The organism is Acinetobacter sp. S54 (assembly GCF_016624945.1).
Classification (GTDB): Bacteria; Pseudomonadota; Gammaproteobacteria; order Pseudomonadales; family Moraxellaceae; genus Acinetobacter.
Window position 1 is genome coordinate 515945 of the sequence record NZ_JACVUI010000001.1, and the last position, 26179, is coordinate 542123.

The 26179-nt window shown below is 39.9% G+C and carries 28 protein-coding genes; 7 read left to right on the forward strand and 21 right to left on the reverse strand.

Annotated features, from left to right (window positions below; all coding sequences use genetic code 11):
• Positions 1-5: 5 nt before the first annotated feature.
• The 5 genes from IAE20_RS02295 to lgt all read right to left on the reverse strand — a co-directional run bounded on the left by IAE20_RS02295 (position 6) and on the right by lgt (position 3225).
• Positions 6-515 carry a dihydrofolate reductase gene (locus tag IAE20_RS02295; protein ID WP_200481519.1) on the reverse strand — a complete coding sequence of 170 codons (510 nt, stop codon included), beginning with the start codon at positions 513-515 and terminating at the stop codon, positions 6-8.
• Positions 516-532: 17 nt separating this feature from the next.
• The gene (gene thyA / locus IAE20_RS02300) at positions 533-1375 is read right to left on the reverse strand and encodes a thymidylate synthase (protein WP_200459303.1); all 843 of its coding nucleotides are present in this window, start codon (positions 1373-1375) and stop codon (positions 533-535) included.
• A 119-nt stretch (positions 1376-1494) separates the two neighbouring features.
• On the reverse strand, positions 1495-1860 hold the full coding sequence (locus IAE20_RS02305; protein WP_200481518.1) for a hypothetical protein: 366 nt from the start codon (positions 1858-1860) through the stop codon (positions 1495-1497).
• 1 nt (position 1861) lies between these two features.
• A complete protein-coding gene (locus IAE20_RS02310) occupies positions 1862-2248 on the reverse strand; it encodes a hypothetical protein (protein ID WP_200481666.1) in 387 nt (128 codons plus the stop codon).
• A gap of 158 nt (positions 2249-2406) precedes the next feature.
• Positions 2407-3225: a prolipoprotein diacylglyceryl transferase gene (gene lgt / locus IAE20_RS02315; RefSeq protein WP_200481517.1), complete on the reverse strand. Its 819-nt coding sequence runs from the start codon at positions 3223-3225 to the stop codon at positions 2407-2409.
• Positions 3226-3319: 94 nt separating this feature from the next.
• On the opposite strand from lgt, the gene IAE20_RS02320 reads away from it, so the two are divergent.
• Positions 3320-4105 carry an NRDE family protein gene (locus IAE20_RS02320; protein ID WP_200459306.1) on the forward strand — a complete coding sequence of 262 codons (786 nt, stop codon included), beginning with the start codon at positions 3320-3322 and terminating at the stop codon, positions 4103-4105.
• A gap of 31 nt (positions 4106-4136) precedes the next feature.
• On the opposite strand, the gene IAE20_RS02325 is transcribed toward IAE20_RS02320, so the two are convergent.
• From IAE20_RS02325 to tatA, 4 genes are all read right to left on the reverse strand, one after another.
• Positions 4137-6110, reverse strand: a complete 1974-nt coding sequence (locus tag IAE20_RS02325; protein WP_200459307.1) for a PhoX family protein — start codon at positions 6108-6110, stop codon at positions 4137-4139.
• Between the two features lie 190 nt (positions 6111-6300).
• Positions 6301-7062: a twin-arginine translocase subunit TatC gene (gene tatC / locus IAE20_RS02330; RefSeq protein ID WP_200481516.1), complete on the reverse strand. Its 762-nt coding sequence runs from the start codon at positions 7060-7062 to the stop codon at positions 6301-6303.
• Complete coding sequence (gene tatB / locus IAE20_RS02335; RefSeq protein WP_200481515.1) at positions 7059-7508, reverse strand: Sec-independent protein translocase protein TatB; 450 nt, start codon at positions 7506-7508, stop codon at positions 7059-7061. Before tatB ends, tatC begins: the two co-directional genes overlap by 4 nt.
• Positions 7509-7520: 12 nt before the next feature.
• Positions 7521-7742 carry a Sec-independent protein translocase subunit TatA gene (gene tatA, locus IAE20_RS02340; RefSeq protein ID WP_200459310.1) on the reverse strand — a complete coding sequence of 74 codons (222 nt, stop codon included), beginning with the start codon at positions 7740-7742 and terminating at the stop codon, positions 7521-7523.
• Between the two features lie 152 nt (positions 7743-7894).
• Between tatA and IAE20_RS02345 the strand changes: the two genes are divergently transcribed.
• Together IAE20_RS02345 and IAE20_RS02350 are read left to right on the forward strand one after the other, a co-directional pair.
• Positions 7895-8773: a permease gene (locus IAE20_RS02345; RefSeq protein WP_200481514.1), complete on the forward strand. Its 879-nt coding sequence runs from the start codon at positions 7895-7897 to the stop codon at positions 8771-8773.
• Positions 8774-8880: 107 nt separating this feature from the next.
• Positions 8881-9213: a ribonuclease E inhibitor RraB gene (locus IAE20_RS02350; RefSeq protein ID WP_265092575.1), complete on the forward strand. Its 333-nt coding sequence runs from the start codon at positions 8881-8883 to the stop codon at positions 9211-9213.
• Positions 9214-9374: 161 nt separating this feature from the next.
• Here IAE20_RS02350 and rdgB read toward each other — a convergent pair whose 3' ends face one another.
• From rdgB to IAE20_RS02385, 7 genes are all read right to left on the reverse strand, one after another.
• Positions 9375-10004 carry an RdgB/HAM1 family non-canonical purine NTP pyrophosphatase gene (gene rdgB / locus IAE20_RS02355; RefSeq protein WP_200481512.1) on the reverse strand — a complete coding sequence of 210 codons (630 nt, stop codon included), beginning with the start codon at positions 10002-10004 and terminating at the stop codon, positions 9375-9377.
• Positions 10005-10076: 72 nt separating this feature from the next.
• The gene (locus tag IAE20_RS02360) at positions 10077-10664 is read right to left on the reverse strand and encodes a tetratricopeptide repeat protein (protein WP_200459312.1); all 588 of its coding nucleotides are present in this window, start codon (positions 10662-10664) and stop codon (positions 10077-10079) included.
• Positions 10661-11254, reverse strand: coding sequence for a methionine biosynthesis protein MetW (metW, locus tag IAE20_RS02365; RefSeq protein WP_200459313.1), 594 nt, complete (start codon positions 11252-11254; stop codon positions 10661-10663). Before metW ends, IAE20_RS02360 begins: the two co-directional genes overlap by 4 nt.
• Positions 11254-12417 carry a homoserine O-succinyltransferase MetX gene (gene metX, locus IAE20_RS02370; protein WP_200481511.1) on the reverse strand — a complete coding sequence of 388 codons (1164 nt, stop codon included), beginning with the start codon at positions 12415-12417 and terminating at the stop codon, positions 11254-11256. Before metX ends, metW begins: the two co-directional genes overlap by 1 nt.
• Positions 12418-12501: 84 nt before the next feature.
• Complete coding sequence (gene leuA, locus IAE20_RS02375; protein WP_200481510.1) at positions 12502-14199, reverse strand: 2-isopropylmalate synthase; 1698 nt, start codon at positions 14197-14199, stop codon at positions 12502-12504.
• A gap of 447 nt (positions 14200-14646) precedes the next feature.
• Entirely contained in the window at positions 14647-15330 is a 684-nt protein-coding gene (locus IAE20_RS02380; protein WP_200459316.1) for a Fe2+-dependent dioxygenase, read from the reverse strand.
• A 100-nt stretch (positions 15331-15430) separates the two neighbouring features.
• On the reverse strand, positions 15431-17641 hold the full coding sequence (locus tag IAE20_RS02385; RefSeq protein ID WP_200459317.1) for a TonB-dependent receptor: 2211 nt from the start codon (positions 17639-17641) through the stop codon (positions 15431-15433).
• A gap of 357 nt (positions 17642-17998) precedes the next feature.
• Between IAE20_RS02385 and tig the strand changes: the two genes are divergently transcribed.
• From tig to IAE20_RS02405, 4 genes are all read left to right on the forward strand, one after another.
• Positions 17999-19333, forward strand: coding sequence for a trigger factor (tig, locus tag IAE20_RS02390; protein WP_200459318.1), 1335 nt, complete (start codon positions 17999-18001; stop codon positions 19331-19333).
• 196 nt (positions 19334-19529) lie between these two features.
• The gene (clpP, locus tag IAE20_RS02395; RefSeq protein ID WP_004991313.1) at positions 19530-20135 is read left to right on the forward strand and encodes an ATP-dependent Clp endopeptidase proteolytic subunit ClpP; all 606 of its coding nucleotides are present in this window, start codon (positions 19530-19532) and stop codon (positions 20133-20135) included.
• A 27-nt stretch (positions 20136-20162) separates the two neighbouring features.
• Positions 20163-21473, forward strand: coding sequence for an ATP-dependent Clp protease ATP-binding subunit ClpX (clpX, locus tag IAE20_RS02400; RefSeq protein ID WP_200459319.1), 1311 nt, complete (start codon positions 20163-20165; stop codon positions 21471-21473).
• A 157-nt stretch (positions 21474-21630) separates the two neighbouring features.
• A complete protein-coding gene (locus tag IAE20_RS02405) occupies positions 21631-22344 on the forward strand; it encodes a DUF2846 domain-containing protein (RefSeq protein WP_200459320.1) in 714 nt (237 codons plus the stop codon).
• 74 nt (positions 22345-22418) lie between these two features.
• Here the strand turns inward: IAE20_RS02405 and IAE20_RS02410 are convergent, their stop codons facing one another.
• The 5 genes from IAE20_RS02410 to IAE20_RS02430 all read right to left on the reverse strand — a co-directional run bounded on the left by IAE20_RS02410 (position 22419) and on the right by IAE20_RS02430 (position 26169).
• The gene (locus tag IAE20_RS02410; RefSeq protein ID WP_200481509.1) at positions 22419-22985 is read right to left on the reverse strand and encodes a DUF2059 domain-containing protein; all 567 of its coding nucleotides are present in this window, start codon (positions 22983-22985) and stop codon (positions 22419-22421) included.
• A 202-nt stretch (positions 22986-23187) separates the two neighbouring features.
• Positions 23188-23589, reverse strand: coding sequence for a ribosome silencing factor (rsfS, locus tag IAE20_RS02415; protein WP_200459322.1), 402 nt, complete (start codon positions 23587-23589; stop codon positions 23188-23190).
• 81 nt (positions 23590-23670) lie between these two features.
• Positions 23671-24465: a hydroxypyruvate isomerase family protein gene (locus IAE20_RS02420; protein ID WP_200481508.1), complete on the reverse strand. Its 795-nt coding sequence runs from the start codon at positions 24463-24465 to the stop codon at positions 23671-23673.
• A 12-nt stretch (positions 24466-24477) separates the two neighbouring features.
• On the reverse strand, positions 24478-25350 hold the full coding sequence (locus tag IAE20_RS02425) for an NAD(P)-dependent oxidoreductase (RefSeq protein ID WP_200481507.1): 873 nt from the start codon (positions 25348-25350) through the stop codon (positions 24478-24480).
• A gap of 30 nt (positions 25351-25380) precedes the next feature.
• Positions 25381-26169: a crotonase/enoyl-CoA hydratase family protein gene (locus tag IAE20_RS02430; protein ID WP_200481506.1), complete on the reverse strand. Its 789-nt coding sequence runs from the start codon at positions 26167-26169 to the stop codon at positions 25381-25383.
• Positions 26170-26179 lie beyond the last annotated feature (10 nt).

A 26179-nucleotide genomic window follows, 5' to 3' on the forward strand; every position in this document is an offset into this window, starting at 1 on the left:
TGGTTTTATTTTTGATAGCTTGCAAACTCAAAGACAATGCCAGTTTGGTCATCGGTATGTTGTTCACTGCTTACTTTGTTAAATGTATCGGGAATATCAGGATAAAAAGTGTCTCCCTGAACATCCAATTCGACGTGTGTGAGTTCTAAACGGTCAGCGATATCAAGCGTTTGCTTAAAGATTTCTCCACCACCAATAATAAACAACGTTTTTTTATCAGTATGTTGAACATCCTTCGCGGCTCCCTGCAAGGCAGCTTCTATAGTGGGTGCAACTTTAGTATCTTCAAAACTCCAAGCTGGATCACGGGTAATCACCCAGTTAATGCGATTGGGCAAAGTGCGTCCCATCGATTCCAGAGTCTTACGTCCCATAATCACCACACCAGCTTGGGTGAGTTGCTTAAAATGTTTTAGATCCGCTGAAATATGCCACGGTAACGCATTCGCTTTACCAATGCATTGCTTTTGGTCCATTGCCACCACATGTACTACTTCGAGGTCTTGAAATGCCATTTTGATGTTCCTTAACCTTAAACTGCAACAGGGGCTTTAATTGCGGGGTGGGATTGATAATCTACAATTTCAATATCTTCAAATTTAAAATCAAAAATATCGTCAATCTCTGGATTTAATTTTAATTGGCACAACGGAAGAGGTTCGCGAGTAAGTTGTAATTGTGCTTGTTCAAAATGATTGGCATATAAATGAGTATCTCCGCCTGTCCAGACAAAATCACCAACATCCAAGCCACAAACTTGCGCAATCATATGAGTGAGTAGGGCATAACTGGCAATATTAAATGGTACACCTAGAAATACATCAGCACTACGCTGGTAAAGCTGACAGGAAAGTTTGCCATCCTGAACAAAAAACTGGAACAAGGTGTGGCAAGGCGGTAATGCAACTTGTCCTGCTTCATTTGGATTCCAGCCCGACACGATCAAACGACGTGAATTTGGGTTCGTCTTTATTTCATTGATCAGCCACTGAATTTGATCAAAACCATCTGTGTTGTAACTGCCACCAGTTTTTTTAGAGGCGCCAAAATTACGCCATTGGTGGCCATAAACGGGGCCAAGCTCTCCTTCAGGACGACCAAAACGGGCAGTTTGCTCGGCAGTTGCCCATTCATCCCAGATGGTGACTTTATTGTCTTTGAGATATTGAACATTGGTATCACCTTTTAAAAACCACAACAGTTCAATCACAATCGAGCGAAAATGAACTTTTTTAGTGGTTAGTAAAGGAAAACCTTTGGATAAATCAAAACGCATTTGATGACCGAATACCGAACGTGTTCCTGTTCCTGTACGGTCACCTTTGTCGCCGCCGTTGTCGAGGATATGTTGTAAAAGGTCTAAATACGCGCGCATGATTCTCTCTAATCTGGATGGATATTGGTCAATTAAAAAACCAATAAAACATTAAAAATCGATATCAAATCTTAACTGCTTTTACTCAGAATGAACAGCGTAGTAGATGTAATACAAACCTAACGTTGTGCACGATTTTGATAAATGCTAACGACAAATAAACCCAATGCACTAAAGCTGAGGGCTTGTAGAGCTAATACTATTTTTTGCGTTTTCGGTAATAATAAAATGATTAAGATTAGCCCCATGACTGGGAATACGGTTTCCAAAATCTTAAAGCCGTTACGATAAGGATTGTTCGGATCAATGCGTTGAAAAGAATATTGAATGAAATGTGTGATTACGCCTATGCCTAAACAACTTATGGTAAATCCTGGGGTTAATTTCTGAATCTGGGATAAAAAATAAATGATGGCACATATGGCGATACAGCTACCAAGTTTCATACCACGGGTGCAGCGCTCAGAGTACCAAAAATCTAACATATTAATGGTCTTTAGGTGGCATGATGGCGTTTGATTTAAACAGAAATTGGGGTGAAAAAATAAAAACCGCCAATGCCATAAAAGCAATACCTTGAATACCCCATCCCATCAGATTGTTTAGGGTTTTCATAAAAAGCAAAGTGAGTAACAACGCAATCGGAATCCATGTCAATAAGCGATACAGTAGTCCTGTTGGATTACGTTGAGCAAAATGTTGTTTTAAATAACGACAGATTAAAAAAATGACGCCTGTTCCAGCAAACATTAAAATCACGTCTAAAGGCAGTGGGTGATAGCGATATAAACCCAGTGCGATGAGCAAAGTAACGATCAAAATCAGAAATTTTTGTGTACGTGACGTGTCAGAGTTAAACCAGAATTCAAGCATGTTGATTGGATCATTATGGAAACCCTGAAAATGTAACATACAAATTGGGAATCAAGATATTGAATCAAATACATCGTTTAAAACAAAGAGATTATTTTTACAGATTGTTTTCGGTCTGAGATGTGTCAAACCGAAAACATGAAGAGGAAGAATAAGGGTTAGCGATTTTTTAATGGACCCCAATCGTAGATTTTACGTTGATACGCGTACCAAAACATCCATAGGCCAATCAAAATCATAGGAACAGTTAATATCTGACCTTTGGTCATCCAGCCTAATAAAATGAAGCCTTGGTCTGCATCGGGTTCACGGAAAAACTCCATGCTAAAACGTGCAATTCCGTAACCAATTAGAAATAATGCAGAAACTGCCATACGTGGACGAGGTTTACGACTAAACCACCATAATACTAAAAATAGAATAAGCCCTTCGCAAACGGCCTGATAAATCTGTGAGGGGTGACGTACTAAATGCAAAGGATCTGTTGGAAAGATCATCCCAAATGGATAGTTAGGGTTTTGAACCGCGCGACCATAAAGCTCCCCACCGATAAAATTACCAATACGACCAAACATCAGGCCAGTAGGAACACAAGGGGCAATAAAATCGAGAGTTTCAAACCATGTTTTTTGATATTTTCGGCACCAGAGAATCATGGCAAGCATAACCCCGATAAATCCACCATGAAAACTCATGCCACCTGTCCAGACTTGAAATAACCAGAGTGGATCAGCTAAAAACTTGCCTAATTCATAAAAAAGCACATAACCAATACGTCCACCCAGTACTACACCCATTGCTCCATAGAACACGAGGTCTGAAACCATATCGGCTGTCCAGCCATCACGTTGCTTGGCTCGATACGAGGCAAGTCCCCAAGCGCATAGAAAAGCCAAAAGGTACATCAGCCCATACCAATGAACTTTCAGTGGCCCAAGTGACAGTGCAACAGGATCAATATTGGGGTAGGTCAGCATTCCTATTCCTTGATTTTTATCATTGGCACAGATTTTAACGGAATGAGCGAAAAATGTTGTACATTCAATGTTTAAAGATAACGAGAAAAATTTCATGTGTATTGTAGCATTGGCTTGGCAAGTTCTAGAACAGACACCGATCTGCTTATTGTCGAATCGTGATGAATTTTATGCACGTCCCACCTCTCAATTACATGTATGGTCAAATAGTTCGATTATTGCAGGGCAGGACTTACAATCAGGTGGAACATGGATGGGCGTAACGGCTTCAGGACGTTGGGCAATTGTGACCAATTTCCGTGATGGTCAAGATAAAAAGACATACCACACTTCCAGAGGTACATTAATTGAAGATTTTTTGTTGTCTGAGCAAACACCTATTCGGTTTGCGCAACAGCTTGAACGTGTCCAACAACAATATGCTGGATTTAATCTGTTTCTAGGTGACCAGACTCAGGCGGTTTATATGAGTAATCGTGGTGAAGCACCTCAAGTATTGGCTAAAGGTGTATACGTGGTTTCCAATGGTTTAATGTCAGAACATTGGGAGAAAACTAAACATTTGCGTATCCGTTTCACTCAGGAATTTTTACCGATGCTGCAAATGGGGATTAAAGAAGATGAGCTTGAGTATGCCGCATGGGATATTCTGGAGGATGAGCGCAAAGTTATCCCTGATTTATTGCCTAGAACTGGTATAAGCCCAGAAATGGAAGAACTTCTCTCTTCTACTTTTATTCAAAGCCCTATATACGGCACACGTTGTTCTAATTTTTTAACCATGAAAAATCAACAATGGACGTGGTTGGAAAAGACACAGTGGGGCGATTTAAAAGATCAAATTATGCATTTGAATATTGATTTAAAACAACAAAGCTGACCGAAGTCAGCTTTGTTTTATTTTGCTTATCTTATTTTTTAACAACAGACGGTGCAATTGGATCAGCAGTGATATAGCCTACACTAGCGCTAAAACCATCGCTATAGTTACTGTCGATATAACTTTGTAATTGGCCTTTCACCCCTGCATGAATGCTGCCCCAGTCACCCGGATGCTGGAAATTACTCATGATATAGGTCCAGCCATTGACCGAATCTACAGCATGTAAGCCAGTGGATTCCGCACCTGCTGGTGTGGATAAAAGACGGACCAACTCTTTGCTGTCGACATTATATGCCCACAAGAAGTTATTAACGTGGTTACCACTGTCCTCACCAATAAACAGAGTACGTAAGGTTTCAGAATATTTAAGATTATCAGGGCTGGCGATTTTTTCTGGATCTGCAGTATTACCCAGACTGTCTGCGCTAATATCAACACCAGATAACATGAGGTGCGAGTATAAAGGAACCCACTCACTATTAATCAGTGAACCATCCGTTGCAGGATAGGCTGTACCTAATTTATGCTCAAGAATACCACCCGCCGTGATTTTTTTGGAAAAGCTGACATTGTTGGAAGCTACCCAGCCAGAACCATTGGTAATCATGGAATCCTGAATATTGGCTAATGCTGAATATGCCACTTTGTCCTTGATATTAATAGTGGTTCCTTCCATTTTGGTAAAGGCCATACTGCCGCCTTTTAGGGCTGCATAGCGATGTGTTTCCAAAAAGGCAGCCGCTTTTTCCATACCTGGTTTAACTTTTACCCAAAGTTTTTTCTTGGCTAAGGTAATTTCCGTGTAACTGGCATCGTTTGGATTAACCGTTAAGCTTTCCATAATCTCGGTTGGTTGAATATTCTGCACATTTACCAGATTTTCAATTTCTTGACTTGTGGCATGACCAAGGTTGATCCATTGAATACGAGCCGTGCTAGATTCAGTTAAGACATCTAGATATTTTGCAACATAGAGAGTTCCAGCAGATAAGTCTTTTTCTTTATCTGCGACAAACATAAAGAAACCGCCATTGGTATAGTCATCGCCCATAATTACAGTACGATTGTCTGGCATAACATGTACGAGCTCGTGTGAGATACGACCCATACAAAAATGTTTTTTAATTGTGCCTGTCCCATCCAGATTAACGGTCACTTCTGGTAAATGCCCATAGTTATAGGCTTTGGCTTTGCTTGCATCCCCAAAGAAGTTTTTGCCTATGCCAGTTACTGCTGAACCGCCAATACCTTGTTCAAATGCATCAGGTTCATATTCTTCACTGGAGAGGTGAGTGTTCCATGGTGATAAACTCGCGCCACAAGTAATCCATAAACCATGAACTGGGGCTGTATCTACATTAAAATATTTTTTGAGTTCAAGATGACCGGTTTTTTGGTCTTGATCCAGTGTCAAAATGGCAATAGGTGATGGAAGTTCACCATATTCACTTGCTCCAGCCTGATTTTTTGAGGTGTATTCAAATTGCACCACATGGAATACAGGATTGCTAACCCCATCAACTTTGGCATTTTCTAAATGAATAAGTGAAGAACCATCTGGACAGTCAGAAAAGAACTGGCGCTCTTTACCGGCAACGGAGTTATCCATAATAGGATCGCCATTTACATTGAAATAACCGCCTGCCACAATTGTTCCGCCTTTGAGGTTAGGAACTTGTTCACCTGTTTTAAAGAAGTTTTTATACGCCAGTTGGTATTCGGTACTGGTTGAATTGTCCCAGTCAATTTTAAGTTTTGATTGAACTGACGTCGTTGCCATTTCTGCTGGATTCGCCAACGAAGGTGCAGACATCGCGGTAAATTTTGCATTTTTAAGATTGCTAGCTTCAACTGGTGGCGTCACGACAACACTGTCATTGTCGCTATCATTACATCCTGCCAACGTTGCTGCTGTTGCCATTGCCCCTAATGGTAAAAAAGGAATGCCGCCAAACCACTTTAGTAAATCACGACGGGTAGGTTGAGTGCTTGCCGATGTCATAATAAATCCATAACGTTTGTGGGTATATTTGTGGCACTGATTTTAGGCAATTTTGATGACATTTTTTTTACGGTTTAAAGTCAGTTTAAAGACAATATTATTTTTAAAAATCAAATAACTAATGTGAGAAAATACAAACCTGAATATATGAATATTCAAGCTTTAAAGGGGGGCTTGATGAAGCGTTGTTTTAGGATGCAGAGCGTCGTTCGAGGAATTTTCCAAAAAATAAACCCATCTCAAATAACAACCACATTGGCACCGCGAGCATGACCATTGAAATAGCATCTGGTGGTGTAATAAACATCGAGATAAAGAAACAACCGACAATAATAAAACGTCGTTTTTCGGCTAGACTCTGGGTACTGACCACACCAATTAAAATCAGAAGCAAAGTTACAATTGGAATTTCAAAGGTAAAACCAAAGACTAAGAACAGTTTAAGACAAAACTCAAGATAGCTATTAATATCAGTCATTGGTGCTACAGTTTCTGGAGATACACTAATGAAAAAATGCAAAATCGCGGGCAGGGTAATAAAGTAGGCAAAAGCGATGCCAGCAAAAAATAAAATAATACTGCCAACCAACAAAGGCAACGCCAAATAACGTTCTCTAGCATATAACGCTGGCTTAACAAATGACCATAATTGAAACAAAATAAAAGGCATAGCCAGTACAATTGCCACGAACAAATTGAGTTTAAATGGTGCCATAAATGTTGCAGTTACATCGGTTGCAATCATGGAGGATGAGGCGGGCAATTGCATGCGTAATGGTTCAGATAACCATTGATATGTATAGTTGCGAAAAGGCAATAAACAAAAAAATAAAAAAAGAGTCACCCCAACGATTTTAAACAAATGTTTACGTAACACCACCAGATGGTTCATCAGGGGCATCTGCTCCAGTGTTTCATCTGTACTTAATAGGTTTGAGGGAAGCTGGTTCATACGGCAATCTTCAGTTTAATAGGAGTTGTCTGTTGCAAAGTCATCTGAGGGCTATCGCCCGTATGTTCTTGCAGCCGCCATGTTTGAAAAGGAATATAAACTGCAGTGGAAATAAATGAATACACTCGAACAATATTTTGTTTTTCCTTATGATTTTGAGAAATATGTTCTAATTCGGAAAGTTTTCTCTTTTCTATTTCTTCCAGTTGAGATTGTACTTTGCGTTCGAGTGCTTCAATTCGATCAAGTTCATCCTGCATTTCTTTGCGAAATTCAGAAATTTTGAGTTCGCGGTCAATTTCATTTTGAATATTGCTGATATGACGCTTAATTCTGGCATACCAACGTCCCGCAAAACGTGCAGCTTCAGGCAGTTTATCAGGCCCTAAAACCAATATTGCGATGACGGCAAAACACAGAATTTCTGTCATTCCAACATTCAGCATGACTTGGGTTCCTTAACCTTTTACAGATGATGCAGGTTCAGCGGTTTTAACATCGGCATCAATGGTTTTTGGTTGATTAAGTGCAGCGGTTTCCTCTTCTTCACGAATGGATTTTTTAAAATCCTTAACAGCACCGCCCACGTCTTTACCCAGATTTTTTAGTTTTGATGTACCGAACAAAAGCACCACTACAATCAAGAAAATCACTACGTGCCAAATTGATAAGCCTGCCATTTCCCATATCCTCCAAAAGTTTGTGGATATTTCAACAGCCCGCAATGACAGGGAAGTGACAAAAATATTTCATTTTTAAGACAATTCAATTTTTTGGATAGAAAAATGCTACTATTCAATTCGATTGTTGAAACTGTATTTCAGAGTTTTCTGTGAATCTTATTCTCCCATTCATTGCGTTCATTGCTGGATTATTACTGGCTCAATCGAAATATTCCGAACGCCTGAAACCACTACTTGCAACCTTACTTGCTCGTGTTTTTATTCCGATTGTAATTATTTACAATATGGTGTTTTATCAGGCTGGTAGTTTAAGCTTGATGCTCTTTAGTTTCGTCTCCGCAGTTTTGCTCTATACGCTATTTATGCAACTCTTTAAGGATCGTTTAGGGGCATTATGTTTTAGCTACGTCAATATGGCATGGCTAGGCTTTCCATTCGCGATTGCTTTATTTGGACCTCAGATTAGCTCTGCTATGGTTGCCTTATATATTGGTGGTTCTATTTTTGGCAATATTTGGGCCGTGACCGCCGTCTCCTCAGCGCCTCAGTCTAAGTTAGTCATCCTGAAAAAAGTGATGCAATCTCCACCTTTTGTGGCTCTGGTTTTAGCAGGATTTGCTCGTCTGATGGGTGCACAAAATATTCAAAATACAGTCTGGTTTGATCACATTTATAGTGCCAGTAAGATCGGAATGACCTTTGCAGGAATGTGTGTTTTGGGCATGTGGTTACGTCACACCAAAGTGAATGTGAATGATTTAAAATGCAGTAGTGGCATTTTAGGTTTGAAAATTATTTGTGGTCTTGTGCTGTGTAGTATTGCCTATCTTTATTTGCCTATTCCACATATTCAGCAATATATTGGGGTGATGTTTTTGTTGTTCTGTTTACCACCTGCGGCAAATATTGTGGCACTGGAAACCCACTATCAGGGAACTGGAGTTTCAGCAAGATATATTGCGTCGGGTACAATTGTGAGTTGTGTCGTGATTGCGATTTACGGCGTGTTATTGCATTTGTTTAAGTAGTTTGGTTTCAACGGAGCATTTAAATAAGGGTTCTTAAGGGGCGATAAAAACTATGGACTTGATCATAATTAGTATATTGTGATTAGAGTTTATAATTGTTAAAAGATATGAAAATGGCTCAATTCCCTGATGATGAAACAGGTGATGCATTAAGACAATTTCAGGAAAATGGTTTTGATTTGTCACATATAATAAGAATAGATTTTTTTGTTGCGGTACCATCTGAAGAAGCCGGCGAGAAAGTAGCTAATAAGGCGCAACAGCTAGGTTATGAAGTTAGTGTTGAAAAAGATAGAGTCACAGGGGAGTGGACTTGCTATTGTGAAAAAAAGATGATTCCTACTTATGAAGAGCTTATCAAATCAGAAAATGAGCTTGATAAAATAGGGAAGCAATATGGCGGGTATAGTGATGGTTTTGGGTCATGTGGGAGTATCTGAGGTAAAGTTTTAATTTTAAAATAAAGATTAAGTTGATATTTTTTATAAGTGGAACTTGTTTTGAGTAAGAAAGAGAGAGGCTTTACTCTCTTTGAACAAATGTAATAAAGTCATATTTGGATAGTCTTTTATATATACAAATATAACTTTATCAGAGAGAGTTATCTTTGTAGCAAACTCTCACGAAAGCGTTGCATCGCCTGTCCTCGATGGCTAATCTTATTCTTTTCTTCTTTGCTCATTTCAGCACTACTGATGCCAAGTTCAGGTAGCCAGAATAAAGGATCATAACCAAAACCATGTTCGCCGCGCGCTACTTCTAAAATTTCGCCGTGCCAAAAGCCCTGAAAGATTTGCGGAAGCGGATCTTCTGAATGTTCGACCAGCGCTAGTACGCAGACAAACATGCCTTCAATGGCTTGTCCTGAGCGACGGAAAGGTTTCAAATCATCAAGTAATTTTTCATTATTGGCGGCGTCATTGCCGTGATCACCTGCATAACGTGCTGAATAAATTCCGGGTGCACCATCTAATATCGGAATACAAATTCCGGAATCATCCGCAATCGCAGGTTTTCCTGAAATTTTAGAAGCATGTCGCGCTTTAATGATGGCATTTTCAACGAAGCTCAGCCCATCTTCAATTGCATCTGAAATATTGAGTTGGCCTTGGGGAATGACATCAACTGGAAGTTTTAACTCTGCAAAGAGTCTTTCAAATTCGGTAATTTTACCTTTGTTGTTACTGGCTAAAACTAATGTACCTTGAGAGAGCCAATGTGGAGCAGACATAATCAAAACCTGAATTAAAAAAGAAAATTAAAAAAGAAAAAGCACCCGAAGGTGCTTTAAAATTTAAAAAAGTTACTGCGCTTGAATCCATTTATCCGCACGGTCAACTGCCTGACGAATCTGGTCTTGGGTTAAGTTGGCAGCCAAAGCCGTTTTCTTGCTTTGTGACATATTGATCACCTTGTTGTCCAGCATACCGTCACGAGTGGATAACTCATACCATTGGTACGCGCCCTGATAATTTTTCTTTTGTTCTTCCATCATCGCAAGGTTGTAGCTAGCACGGTTATCACCATTACTTGCTGCTTTCTCGAAATATTTACGTGCCATGGCTTCATTTTTAGAAACGCCTACACCATCTGCATACATACGGCCAACATTTAACTGAGCAGGAGAAAGCCCCTGATCTGCGGCTGCTTTAAACCATGCAAAAGCTTGTTTTTCGTCTTTGGCAACATCTTTACCATATTGGTAATGCGAACCTAAATAAAATTGTGCACCAGCCTGTCCAGCTTTAGCAGCTTTCATCAGATCATTCACACCCATGGTTGAAAAGTGTGCAGCCTGTGCTGCAATAGACTGTGGCTGGGCAACGTAATCAGCATGTGCGTGAATACTCAAAAGTCCAACTACTAGTGTGCTGAATAATGTTTTTTTCATAGAGCGCTCACTCGATATATTGCGACTTCACCAAACAAATTAGGGACATGCTTACTTAAAAAGCTCCCTTGCTGATTCCCATTGACGGCAAGTCGATTAATTATCCGAATCTGATTTTCTGCACATAGTGCTTCAAAATCTCGGAAAGTACATAAATGAATATTGGGCGTGTTATACCACATATAAGGTAATGCATCTGAAACAGGCATCATTCCTTTCAAAGCCAAAAACGAGCGCGTCTTCCAATGCGCAAAGTTTGGAAAAGTAATGATGGCTTGTTTGCCCACTCGCACCATATCACGTAATAAAACATCTGGTGCATCTACAGCTTGCAAAGCTTGTGCCATAACAACATTATCAAAAGATTGATTTGCGAAACGGCTCAAGCCAAGATTCAAGTCTTGCTGAATAATATTTAACCCGCGACTGACAGCAATTGCAATCTTTTCTTGATCAATTTCTAGTCCATAAGCACGAATTTGGTGTTTTTTACTCATATGAGCCAATAATTCGCCATCTCCACACCCTAAATCCAGCACACTCGAGCCTGGTTTAATCCATTTTTCCGCAAGTTGTTGGTCTATACGCATTAGATCGCCTCCACTTGTGGGGTAGATTTTAAAAGCACTTCACCCCCTAAAAAAGCCCGTAGCGTTTTGACATAAAGTGGAATGGGAAATAAAAACGAATCATGACCCTGTTCAGCATCAATATCCAGATAAGTTACAGGTTTATGATTGGTAATGAGTGCATCGACGATTTCCTGAGAGCGTTCTGGGGCAAAGCGCCAGTCCGTAGTAAATGAAACCACTAAAAAGCGACACTGCGTTTGTGCCATGGCTTTAGTCAAGGATTGCTCGTACTCACGTGATGGATCGAAATAATCCAGAGCTTTGGTCATAATCAAATACGTATTGGCATCAAAGTTTCGACTAAATTGCTCACCTTGATAGCGCAAATAGCTTTCCACCTGAAATTCAACATCAAAGCCATACATAAATTTGCCTGATTTTAAGTCACGGCCAAATTTCTGTTTCATTGCCTCTTCAGATAGATAGGTAATATGACCGACCATACGTGCCAAAATCAGCCCACGTTTTGGATAGCTATCATTTTCAAGATAACGTCCATGATAAAAATCAGGATCAGATAGAATCGACTGTCGCGCGACTTCGTTAAAGGCAATATTCTGTGCAGACAGTTTTGGTGCACTCGCAATAATCACACAATTTTTTAAACGATCAGGATAATCCACAGACCATTGCAATGCCTGCATTCCACCCAAAGACCCTCCAATAATGGCATACCAAATATCAACTCCTAACCGGTCTGATAACATGGTTTGAGTTTTAACCCAGTCACGCACCGTGACCAATGGGAAATCAGGGCCATAAGGACGATTTTCATTTTCAGGATTTGGAGAAGTGGGGCCAGTAGAACCATTACATCCGCCAATATTATTCAAGGCCACCACAAAAAAATCATTAGTATCAATGGCTTTACCTGGTCCAATACAAGCATCCCACCAACCGGCTTTTTTATCATCTTCATGATGATAACCTGCCGCATGATGATGTCCAGAAAGGGCATGACAAATTAGAATTGCGTTGGATTTATCTGCGTTCAACGTACCATAAGTTTCAACCATCAGCTCGAAACGCGGTAGACTGCGGCCACATTCTAAATGCAGAGGTTGTTCAAATTGAAACTTTTGTGGAGTGACCAAACCCACGGAGTCAGATGGAAAAGACACGGGAGCAATTCGCCTTCTATCTTTAAATCAATAATAAAGAAAGGATACCATAGGTATCCTTTCAAAAAGAGTGTTTTACTTAGTTTATACAGCAGCAGCAGCCACTTGTTCAGTGCTTAATACGCCTTGTTCAATTAAGCGGTTGGTCGAGGCCAAAATCGCTTCAATCGATGAAGTAACGGTATTGTCATGTACGCCAGCACCAAAGGCACTTTTACCTGTACCTTTAACCTGAATTTCGATCAGGGTTAAGGCTTTGGCATTGGCACCCGAGCTAATGCTACGCTCTTCGTAATTTAAAACGTCAATTGGCAATTGAAGCGCATTTAGAAAGGCTGAAATAGGACCATTACCTTCACCGCGTAATTGTTGAATTTCACCATCAATTTCCACGTCTAATTCAATAATTTGTGTGCCATTAATATCAGAAAGACGATAGTTTTTCGCGGTATAATGCCGTTCTTTGGCATTGACATAGGTATCTTGGAACAAGTTCCAGATGTCCGTTGCACTAATTTCTGTGCCATTACTATCTGTATGCTGTTGCACAATTTGCGAAAATTCAATCTGTAAACGACGCGGCAATACGACGTTATAGTTGGCTTCTAACAAGTAGGCAATTCCGCCTTTACCCGACTGACTATTGACACGAATCACCGCATCATAGTCACGCCCCAAGTCTTTGGGATCGATCGGTAAATAAGGCATGTCCCAGATTTCTTCATTTTTCTGGAATTCAAAACCTTTTTTGATTGCATCTTGATGTGAACCAGAGAATGCGGTGAACACCAAGTCGCCGGCATATGGATGGCGCGGATGTACAGGTAAACCCGTACATTCTTCAATCGTAGCAATTACTTCATTAATATTGGAGAAATCCAATTCAGGCGCAACGCCCTGAGTGTACATATTCAAGGCAATTGCCGCGACATCAACATTACCCGTACGTTCGCCATTGCCAAAGACGCAACCTTCAACACGATCCGCACCCGCCATAATCGCGAGTTCAGAAGCTGCAATACCACAACCACGATCATTATGACAATGAACCGAAATAATCACGCCATCACGGCGAGCAATATTGCGGTGCATCCATTCGATCTGGTCAGCATAGACGTTCGGCGTTGAAACTTCGACTGTTGCCGGTAAATTTAAGATCACTTTATTTTCAGGAGATGCTTCCCAAATTTCAGTGACCGCATCACAGACATCTCTGGCAACTTCTAATTCTGTTGCAGAAAAACATTCTGGGCTGTATTGGAAAATCCAGTCTGTTTCAGGATATTGTGCTGCAATTTCCTTGATTTTTTTAGCGGCATTGACTGCTAATGATTTTGCACCGTCCACACCGACATTTAAAACTTTTTTACGGAAAGTGGGTGAGTTCGCGTTGTAAATATGCACAATTGCACGTTTTGCACCGACTAAAGATTCAAAAGTGCGTTCAATCAAATGATCACGTGCTTGTACCAAGACTTCAATATATACATCGTCTGGAATGTGATTTTCTTCAATCAATTTACGGGTAAAGTCAAAGTCCACTTGTGATGCAGATGGAAAACCAATTTCAATGTGTTTAAAACCAATTTTGACCAACATCTGGAACATTTTAAACTTTTGATCGATGTCCATTGGTTCAAAAATCGCTTGATTACCGTCACGTAAGTCGGTACTCATCCAAATCGGTGCTTTGGTAATTTCGTTATTTGGCCATTGGCGGTCAGGTAAATCGACACGCTGGTACATACGACGGTATTTTTTGCTTGGGTCTGCCAACATCATGAGATAACTCCTTGTCGTAGCGCGCTTGCTCAATATTTTTAGGCAGCTTACTACTTTATATATGGTGTCTAAATAAGATGATTTAAAGAAAAGAGCTTAAAAATTTCGAGGCCAGTTTAGAGGCAAAAAGAGAGTATGCGCGCTTGGCGCAGCATCAGGAGCATGGTCAAATCAGTTGTAGACTTGGAAAAAGCAAAAATGTATTTCATTTCCATATACCATTCAATAAGCGGAGTGGTTTCACCTGAGTAAAGGATTTTACGACTCGTTTGAGTGTAGGTGAAAAACATCGCATATGCAAAATCATAGTGTAGATTTTAATTTGAATTAATGGAAAATATTTCCCTGTTTTTTGCGTAATATGCAATTTATAAGGAAATATTTTTCATTAAATGTTTTTATTTTGGTGGTATTTTTTGTTTATGGAGTTAAAAGTGATGATTTGTTTTAAAGCTCCGACCACATTCGCATCAGGTTATGATAAATATTGGTTAACTTCATTACTTCTGGATAGCGATCTCCATGTTGCATGCGTAAGTTGCGAACGGATTCATCTAAAGTAAATAGCAAATGTCGTTTATTATCATCGCGAATTAAACTTTGTACCCAAAAAAAAGAAGCAAAACGTGTACCACGCGTAATACTACTAACTTCATGCAAACTTGTGGCAGGATAAAGTACGACATCGCCTGCAGGAAGTTTAACCTCGTGGTAGCCGTAAGTATCTTCAATAACCAGTTCACCACCTTCATATTCTTCGGGTTCACTTAAAAATAACGTGCAGGATAGGTCGGTACGAATTTGTTCGGTGGTGCCACGAATCAGTCGAATAGAATTGTCGACATGGAAACCAAAACTTTCATGCTCATCATAACGATTAAATAAGGGTGGAATGACCTGGTGGGGAAGGGCAGCTGTCTGAAATATGGGATTATTCCAAATGGCCTTAATCACGAGATCACTTAAATGGTGGGTCAAGGGATCTTGTTCAGATAATTGCTGATTATGTTTGACAGATGCAGACAAAGTTCCAGCTGTGACTTTTCCTCCAACCCAATGGGCTGACTCCATCAATGTTCTAAATTCTGCAACCTGTTCTTTGCTAAGTACATTGGGAATATGATGAATCATGTCGAATACCTTTGCCAAGAAAACGTCAGTTGTAAAAATAGCCTCAAAGATGAGGCTATTTTATATGAGTTTTAAATAAAGCCATAAATAAACGATGGTTTTAATATTTAAAATTAATTGCTAATACTGCATTACGACCATCACCTTCGTATGCATAGTGTGCTGCATGCGCGCTAGTGAAATAGCGTTTATCCGAAATGTTATTAACATTTAACTGTAAATTCACATTAGGATTAATTTCATATTTAGCCATGGCATTATAAATGGTGTAAGCAGGCATATATTTTTCGGCAGTAGTACTCGAGTTTACATAGACATTGTCTTTGTATTGAGCACCTGCTCCTAGAGTCAACTGTGGTAAGACTTTATAAGTTGACCATAATGTTGCACTGTTTTTTGCCACATAAGGAATTGGGCCACCCGCTGGAATTGCTGTTCCACGTGAATAGCCGCCATCAGTTAACTCGCTGTCTAAATAACTATAACCTGCCGAAATTTCCCATTTATTGGTGATATGACCATTAATACCCAGTTCAAAACCATCAACTTTGCTTTCACCTACATTTGAGTAAAAACCTGCGGCATCCTGAATACGAGTATTTTCTTTCTCTGTACGGAAAACAGCAGCCGTTAAATTGGCACGTTTATTTAGGATATCCCATTTAGTACCCACTTCATAAGTACGTGCTTTTTCAGGTTTCAAATCATTAATGGTGATGGCAACTGCTGATTCACTGCTGTCCCCTTGTCCAACACCAACGGGGTTCGCAGAAGTCGCATAACTTGCGTAGATGCTGCCATTTTCAGTTGGTTTAAAGATTAGACCCGCCTGATAACTAAAGAAATCGCTATCACTTTCAATACTTGTTCCAGCAGGAGTTGTGCCTGATACTTTATTATATTTAGCTTCAGTATCAAATTTATCCCAACGTAAACCAAGATTCATTAACCATTGCGGACTAAATTCAATACTATCAAGTGCATATAGGCCAACAGTGCGGCTTCGAGTCGTGGTGACCGCAGTATCAGCATTTCGTGTGCCAATAATCGCTGGATTATCTGGATTGGTCACACTGGTACACCAATAAGTCACAGCACTACATTGCGCATCTGCATTGGTTGCAGTTTTGCTATAAGTGTATGACCCCATATCGGTGTCCTGCAAACTCCATTCAACGCCCGTATTAAACGAGTGTTTAATTGATCCAGTATTGAATTTTCCAGTTAAAGCAAGTTGATCTGAGTAGGCGTCAGTATCAGAAATACGGCTTAAGGCATGACCGCGATAGATATAACCATTTAAAACATTATTTAGGCCATTTGTGCCTGTTTTGGAGTCATTCGAGTTGGTATAGACATAATCTGTTTTTGATTTTGTGTAATTCATAACATTAGATAATGTCAGATTATCATTAAAATCATGTTCTAGTTTAAAAGTACCAATCTGGTTTTCGCGTTTATCAAAGTCGCGATTTTTCCAGCCATAGTAAATTCCCTGTTTCGCTTGGTACGGTTTTCCACCTGTAGATAAAAATGGAATACCAGCATCAGGTTCATCATAACTTTGTAAATAATAATAGCTCAGTGACCCGCGAGTTGCGGTACCTAAGCCCCATGCAATACTTGGCGCAATACCAACGCGATTGTATTCGGCACCATTACTTTGACCTGGCTTATCATTTTGATGTCCCATCACGACAACACGGCCAGCAACCCCATTACCAAAGTCTTTGTTGGCATCAAGTTGTATATGGCGATAATCATCAGTTCCTGCTGCAACAGTTCCTTGATAAACATCACCCTGATGAGCTTGTTTAGTAATCAGGTTGATGCTACCGCCAACGCCGCCGCCGCCAGATAAGGTCGAGCTTGAGCCTTTAGTGACTTCTACTTGCTCAATCGCAAACATATCTCGATTTTGTAAAGTCGCATTGCGTACGCCATCTACATAAATTGAAGACTGAGAGCTATAACCACGAATATAAGGAGTGTCACCAAATGGTGTTCCACCTTCACCGGCTGCAAACGTAATTCCTGGTACGTTTTGTAAGGCTTGTGTCAAAGAGTTGGAACCAGTGTCTTGTAACAGTTTTTGCGAAACAACGGCAACAGATTTTGGTGTATCTAAAAGAGGAGCAACATATTTTTTATTAGCCGAGTTATCTACTTTCAGGCTGTCTGTACTTGCTTCAGCATGAATAGTAGGTAAATGGGAAACGTCATCTTGTGCGATTGCTGAAACAGCAATAACGGATAAAGAAGAAGCGATTGCGGATGAGACAATCTTCTTGCGCGTTTTGATAAAAGCCATAGTTACAGATATCAATAATAAAAAGTATGTGAATAATAATGATTATTATTTTTATAAATAGTTTTTGTTGATTGAATTTCTTGTTAAAAAAAGGAGATATTATGGATTTTAAGAAACATTATTTTACAATTTTAGAATTAAGTTTTTGAAAAATATGTAAAATTTTTGAAGTGTAAGAAAATGGGCTGAGATAAAAAAATTTTTATTAAGTTTTTTTTAAGTTTTATATTTTCTCTAATGTGGAATTTTTTTCTATTAAAATCTAGCTTTTTCATCATCCGTTTTGTATATCGGCAAAGTTGTCATATAATATGGCACTTTTAAAAATTGTTACTCTAACTAATTATCGAGGAAGCCATGCAAGTAACGACTGAAGCGGTTTCGGGCGTTGCCCGTCGTTTAAATGTTTCTGTACCGACGAGCCGTATTAATGAGCAATTTGAAGCTCGTTTAAAACGCACTGCCAAAACTGTGAAGATCAACGGCTTCCGTCCGGGTAAAGTGCCTATGTCACGTGTACGTTCTGACTTCGGTCCTGGTATTTATCAGGAAGTGGTGAATGACGTTATTCGTGATACTGTTTTTGAAGCGATTCAACAAGAAAAAATCAATGCTGTAGGCATGCCAAATATTGACAAAGTGGAACACAAAGATGACGCTTTGGTCTATGAAGCGACTGTCGAAATATATCCAGAAGTTGAGGTAAAAGCGTTTAACGATCTTGAAGTTGAACGTAAATCTACTGAAATCAACGACAAAGACGTCGATCAAATGATCGAAAACTTGCAAAAACAACGTCAAACTTGGGCAGTAACCAAAGGTATGGCGAAAAAAGACATGCAAGTGACGTTCGACTTTGAAGGTTCAATTGACGGTGAAAAGTTTGAAGGTGGTTCTTCTGAAGACTTTAAACTGGTACTTGGTTCAGGTCGTATGATTCCAGGTTTTGAAGATGGCATCATTGGCATGAAAGCAGGTGAAGAGAAAGTAATAGATGTAACTTTCCCTGAAGACTACCAAGCTGAAAATCTTGCAGGTAAACAAGCTCAATTCAAAATTACTGTGAAGCAAGTTGAAAAAGCGAAACTTCCTGAAATTGATGCTGAATTCCTTAAAATCTTTGGTTTGACTGAAGAAGAAGGCGTTGAGAAGTTAAAAGCCGATGTTCGTAAGAATATGGAGCGTGAAGTTCGTAATGGTTTACGTAACCAAGTTAAACAAGCAGCATTTGATGCCCTTGTTGCTGCAAATGAAATCGAAGTCCCTGCTGCAATGGTAGCTCAGGAAATTGATCGTCAGCGCGAACAAATGGTTCAACAATTCACTCAACAATTTGGTGGTGCTGGTGCACAATCATTTGACAAGAGTATGCTTCCAGATGAACTATTTAAAGAACAAGCTGAACGCTCTGTAAAACTAGGCGTACTTGTAAGTAAAGTTCTTGCTGATGCTAAACTTGAAGTAGATCAAACTCGTGTAGACGCATATATCGAAGATATGGCCTCTTCTTATGAAGATCCAACTGAAGTTATTGAATACTTCAAAAATGACCAGCAACAACGTGCTCAAATCGAAGCAGTTGTATTAGAAGATCAAGTGGTTGATCACATTCTTGCTAATGCAAAAGTGACTGATACAGGCGTAACTTACGAAGAGCTGTTGAAAGAACAACAAGCGCGTCAAGCTCGTTAATCTTTAAATAGATTGAGAAAAGGCGCGAAAGCGCCTTTTTTTATGAATCTATTCTTTTTCAGATATTCCGACAAAAATGCGTGTTTTATACAGAAATAAAACGATATTTTGAAAGGAATGCTTTTGCAATTTCAGTCATTATCCCTCATATTGTGGGAATGAGTTAAGTTACAAAAATTTAGGAATAAATAATCGTATGTATGTTCCAACAATTGAAAATGCTTTAGTTCCTGTTGTCGTTGAACAGTCTTCACGTGGTGAGCGTTCTTTTGATATTTTTTCACGACTGTTGCGCGAACGTGTAATTTTCCTGACAGGTGAAGTTGAAGACAACATGGCGAACTTAATTGTAGCCCAGATGTTGTTTTTGGAAGCAGAGAACCCAGATAAAGATATACACCTTTATATTAATTCACCTGGCGGTTCAGTAACAGCAGGTATGGCAATTTACGATACCATGCAGTTTATCAAGCCAGATGTTGTGACTTACTGTATGGGACAGGCCGCGTCTATGGGTGCCTTTTTGCTGAATGCAGGGGCGAAGGGTAAGCGCTATTGCCTTGAAAATGCACGTGTTATGATTCATCAGCCTCTGGGTGGTTTCCGTGGTCAGGCATCTGATATTGAGATTCATGCACGAGAAATTTTATTTATCAAAGAGCGTCTGAATCGTTTAATGGCAGAGCATAGTGGTCAAGACTATGAAACTGTGGCACGTGATACCGATCGTGATAACTTCATGACGGCACAAGCGGCGAAAGAATATGGTTTAGTGGATCAAGTTTTATCTAAACGTCCCTAAAAGTTAAGATTTTAAGTTGGAGTAATTATGTCCGAACATCCTCAAGGACAAAAGCATTGTTCATTTTGCGGTAAAACGCAGTCTGAAGTCGGGAAACTGATTGCAGGTGAGGACGCATATATCTGTAATGAATGTGTGGACGTGTGTTTAGATCTTGTTCAGACCAGCCAGCAAGTGGAGGCAGGTGATTGGGCAAGTCGAGAACTACCAAAACCGCAAGAAATTCGTAAAGCTCTGGATCAATATGTGATTGGTCAGGATATTGCGAAAAAAACGTTATCTGTGGCGGTTTATAACCATTACAAACGCCTGAAAGTGGGGCAGTCTGGACATAAGACTAATCAAGATATTGAAATTGCTAAAAGTAATATCTTGCTAATTGGGCCAACTGGTTCAGGTAAAACCTTACTTGCACAGACATTGGCCCGATTACTGGATGTTCCGTTTGCTATGGCAGATGCAACCACCCTAACTGAAGCGGGTTATGTGGGTGAAGATGTTGAAAACATTGTGCAAAAATTGCTGCAAAAAGCGGATTACGATGTAGAAAAAGCGCAGAAAGGCATTATCTATATCGATGAAATCGACAAGATTACCCGTAAGTCTGAAAACCCCTCTATTACCCGCGATGTATCAGGGGAAGGGGTACAACAGGCATTACTGAAAATGATCGAAGGTACAGTGGCTTCGATTCCACCGCAAGGTGGGCGCAAGCATCCACAACAAGAATTTATTCAGATTGATACCTCTAATATTCTGTTTATTTGTGGTGGTGCATTTGCTGGTTTAGAAAAAATTGTACAGCAACGCCAGGAAAAAGGCGGAATCGGTTTTAATGCAGAAGTCAAAAATAAAGACCAAAGCAAAAAACTAGCAGAATTGTTCCGTCAGGTTGAGCCAACTGATCTGGTGAAATTTGGTTTAATTCCAGAGTTTATTGGTCGTTTGCCTGTGATTGCAACACTTGAGGAGTTGGATGAAGCGGCCCTCATGCAGATTTTGACTGAACCTAAAAATGCATTGACTCGTCAGTATCAATATCTCTTTAACATGGAAGATGTTGATCTGGTGTTTGAAGATGCAGCATTGCGTGCAGTTGCGAAAAAAGCACTAGAACGCAATACGGGTGCTCGTGGCTTGCGTTCAATTTTGGAAAATGTTTTGCTTGAAACTATGTATGACCTGCCAAGTCGTGATGATGTGGGTACAGTGATTATCAATGAAGCGGTGATTACACAAGGGGCGCAGCCAATTTATCAAAAGGAGCGCTTACCGCCACAAAATCATGATGTGGTTGATCATGTTGATTTAAAAGTGGTGGATTCTAAGTCGGCATAAATTCAGTATTCTGACATTTATCTGAAAAAGCATGATCTGCTCAGGCATTTCATGCTTTTTTATTTGCAAATATGAAGCGAGGTGTTAATCTTGAGGCGAAATACGCATAGTTTTGCGCCATAGAAAATAAATGAAATAAAACGCCTTGAGGGATATCATGCGTTATTTATTATTATCACTGTGTTGTGTCGGGGTGTTAACAGGTTGCCATAGTGCATCTCATTTAAAAACTGAGCCTGAAGCTTTAACATCGACCTTGCCAAAAGTAGATACCAACAAAGAACCGGGCATATTAGATCAATATCATGTGGGTGGATTTTCAGTTGGTGGGTGGGTTAACCAAAAATTGGGACAATACTTTCAGCCGATTCAACCACAAAATCCGCAAGCTGCCGTCGTGTATTTGTATCGTCCAGACTCACGCTGGAATCAACAGGAAATTGCTGCTGCTAATATCTTTATTAATGGTAAGCGGATTCCGAGTCTATTAAATAATCATTACTATTGGCTCGAGCTGCCTGCGGGTACTTATCGTGTTTCAACCAGTCGTCCTTTGACTGTATTTCATTTTCAAGAGCCTAAATATATCGATATGACGGTGGATGCGGGGCAGACCTATTACTTGAAATATGATGAAGAAAATCCTGCCCGTAAAGAGCGTTCAGGTCCTTTTCTGATGATGCAGGAGAAAATAGGACGAAATGAAATTGCATTTACCCGGTTGAAATCTTCTAGCTATAACTTTGTAGCACAGGACACTTCAGGCAAAATCCGCCATAAGCCCCAAGAGCTAAAACCAGCTAAATATGATGAAAAATCAGATGTATTGTTGGTGAAACCCTTTAAGATCTGGAATCCAATGACGTGGTAAACCTGTTCGGCTGAAGAAATTATTTATCTGCAGCCGAACTTTATCTGAGAAGCTACTCAAAACCGAGTGGTAAATTATGGTTGATCTAGATTTTTATTCTTTTCTGCAATAAGTGGAGCAATTATTGCCATCATGTTTTCCTGAAAATTTTCTCGTGTTTTAGCATCATTAAACATCTCTTGGCCTAGTTGCATCATATAAGTAGAAAGTTCACCCATCATTTTGGCATTTTTTCGGGTAATGGATTGGCCTTCTGGAGTCTTAAGGAATTTAATACTTGCTTGCAGTTCTTCTTCGCTATAAGTTTTCAAGTAAATATCTTGAATCACCTGTTGGGTTTTAGGATTTGCAATAATTTGATTACTTGATTCTTTTAAAAGCTGACTCAATTGGGTTGCGGCTTGTTTTTCTTTACTATTGAGGCTTTGCGAACCCGTCGTATTGAGAATAATTTGCTCTGCCTGTTTGTCATAATAAGGTCCTAACTCAGTTAGCGATTGACGTAATAAATATTCAATCTGGCTGACCTGCATGAGTTCCTTGACCGTACTTAGTTTTGCAGGAGAAGCAAATAGGCCTGTACTGATACAGGTGAGACATAAACTGATCGAAAGGCGTTTAATAAGTTGTTGAACAGCCATAAGAATGCCTTTGGTGTAAATTATAAATTAATTTGAAAATAAACAATAGAAGTGGATTTAGTTTAATCTATATGTTGGTTTTTTTATTATTATTTTGTAGTTCTTTTTAAATCCTGATCAAAAAATCTAAAATATTTGATTAAAAGATTGCTCCCTAAAATGAAAAAGCGACCATTCAGGTCGCTTTTTTGCTCTTATAGTTTTAGGCAATCGCCTCTGGAGCATTACGCCATAAGCTTTCTAGGTCGTAAAACTTACGTGCAGTAGGTAACATCACATGAACAACTACGAAGCCTAGATCGATCAGGATCCATTCGGCATCACGTTCACCTTCAATACCAATCGGACGAAACCCAGCTTTACGTGCTTCGTCGGCAACGTTATCAGCAAGGGCTTTGACATGGCGCGTTGAAGTGCCGCTGGCAATAATAATCGCATCAGCAACATTACTAATGCTGCTAACATCAAGTTCTAAAATATCTTTTGCTTTTACATCGGTAAGTGCGTCATGTACAACTTTTAGACAAGTCTCTACATTATGCGGCGTTGAATTCATTGCGAGATCGTGAGAATTAGAAGCGCTGGGCGATGGTTCTAAATTCATAAAGGGTATATTTTCCTGACAATTACTCATGATCTAATATAGCGAAGTTCTGACTAAATTTCAAACCTTCGCTGTAACACATTATGTATTCACATCATCGGAAAAGTATTTTTTTTTCCACTCAAATGATTGGGTAGAGCTTTGCTGAGGTTTATATTCCGCTGCAATATACCCCGTATAGTGACTTTGCTGGAGCCAATGAAAAATTTGTGCAAAGTTTATTTGGGCGGTATCTGGTTCATGGCGACCCGGGCAGTCTGCAAACTGGATATGTCCAATTTGATCAATATTTTCTTTTAAACCTTCAAGTACGTCTTCGCCCATCATTGCCATATGGTAAAAGTCATATTGCATTTTCAAAGCAGGATGATGAACTGCTTCAAGCATTTCTTGAGCCTGAGCAATATTTTGAACTAAAAAACGAGGCATATCGGTGCCATTAATCATTTCAAATACAGGTTCAATTCCGTGTTCAGTCATGAGGTGACACGCCAATTTTAAATTGCTGGCCAATGTGTTTAAACACGGCAATAAGTCTGCATCTAAAGGTTGTTTGCCTGCTAAAATGTTAATTCGAGGTACATCAAGTGCACTCGCATATTGGATGGCTTGTTCAAGGGCCTGATGGAACTCAATTTCTTTTCCAGGAACACCTGCCAGACCATTACCACCCTGCATAAGGTCGCCAGTCGGGACATTAATGAGACAAAGAGTCAGATGATGCTGTTCGAGTTGTTCACGAATCTGGTGAATACCCAACTCATAAGGAAACTGAATTTCCACATGTGCAAAGCCATACTGACGTGCCAGTGCAAAACGTTCAATTAAAGGAACTTCAGTAAAAATAAGGGAAAGATTCACTGCTAACTGACTCATGATCTTCGTCCTTTAAGATTTATTTTCTATCTGTTTGATCATAGTCGCTAAATCTTGCTCGGCAAAGCCTTTTTGTTGGTGTGCTTGTAACTGATGAAGGGCTTTTGCTGCAACTGGAATATCCAAATCAAAACACTTTGCTAACTTAACAGCATTGTTTAAATCTTTAGATAGGGTTTGCACTTTCCATTGCACGGGTTCAAAAGTATGAGTCGCCATTCGGGGAGCTAATATCTGAAAAGGTTTTGAGTCTGCAAAACCTCCGGCCAATGCAGGAGCGAGTAAAGTGGTATCTACACCAGCACGATCAGCTAACGCCATAGCTTCTGCGATTAAGGTGCTATTTGCAGCCACAATCAATTGATTGCAAATTTTGGTGGCTTGTCCTGTCCCATTTTCGCCCATACGGGTAACACGCTGCGAGAGGACTTGATAAATTGGTGCGATTTTTTCAATAACTTGTGTATCACCGCCTGCAAAAATCACCAGTGTTCCTTGTTCGGCGCCCACCGTTCCCCCAGAAACAGGTGAATCGATCCAGTTGCCTTGCAGTAGTTTGATTTGATTAGATAGGTCTTGTGTGGTTTCGACAGATAAACTAGAAAAATCAACCATAATCTGCTGGGGTTTTAAATAAGGTTTAATTTGCTCGAACACCTGACTCACTGCATGATCATCGGCTAGACAAATCAAGATGACAGGATAGTCGCCAATATCTTTAAGCTGTAATGACTTAGCACCCATTGCAAGTAACGGTTCACACGCCGTTTGAGTACGGTTCCAGACAGCAACGTTAAACCCTGCTTGAACTAAACGGCTTACCATACGGCTTCCCATTAAACCCATACCCAAAAATGCAATCGGAGTCGTGACATCAAAACTCATATTGGCTTCCTTTGCTATGTTCGTGTCAATCTATTTGTACTGGCGTGGTAAAAATTCAGTTTCAGGATATTTGTCTTTTTTACGTGCCAGACGACTATTTTTACCAAGAATGAGTTTTAACTGCCATAGTTTTTCTAAGCGTAATGCCTGTGTTGGTTTATGCTCCATGGCATCTAGAACTCGTTTTGCCGCTGTCAGTGCATCAGGAGAACGTTGTATTAGTTCTAAGGCTAACTGATTTGCTCGTTCGATTGGGTTCTCGGAAAGATGGGTGACCAAACCGATTTCTTTGGCGTAGTTTGCATCAAAAATACGTGCTGTCAGTGTCAGTTCTTTAGCAAGATCGACCCCAACTACGCCTTTAATCGTACGGGTTAAACCCATATCAGGTACAAGTCCCCAGCGGCTTTCCATAATGGACATCTTCGTTTCTGGCTGTGCGATACGAATATCTGCGGCTAGAGCTAATTGCATCCCTGCACCGAAACAGTAGCCTTCAATTGCAGCAATGACAGGAACAGGCAAGCTTTGCCAGACCAGAAATGCTTTTTGAAATAGACTTTGTCCAGGTTTTATTAATTCCCATGCTGCGTACAGACTGTTTTTAGGTGCATTTAAGTCAGCGAGATCAATACCAGCACTAAATACTTGTGCTTCCCCTGTTAAAATAACGCAACGTACACGACGGTCTTTTTCAATTTTTTTTGCAGTTTGCACCAATTCGCGTAGTAAGGCAAAGCTCATGGCATTACGTTTTTCTGGGCGGTTTAGACGGACTGTAACGATACCATTTTGGTTGCTGACATTGAGAAGTGACATTTGTATTCCT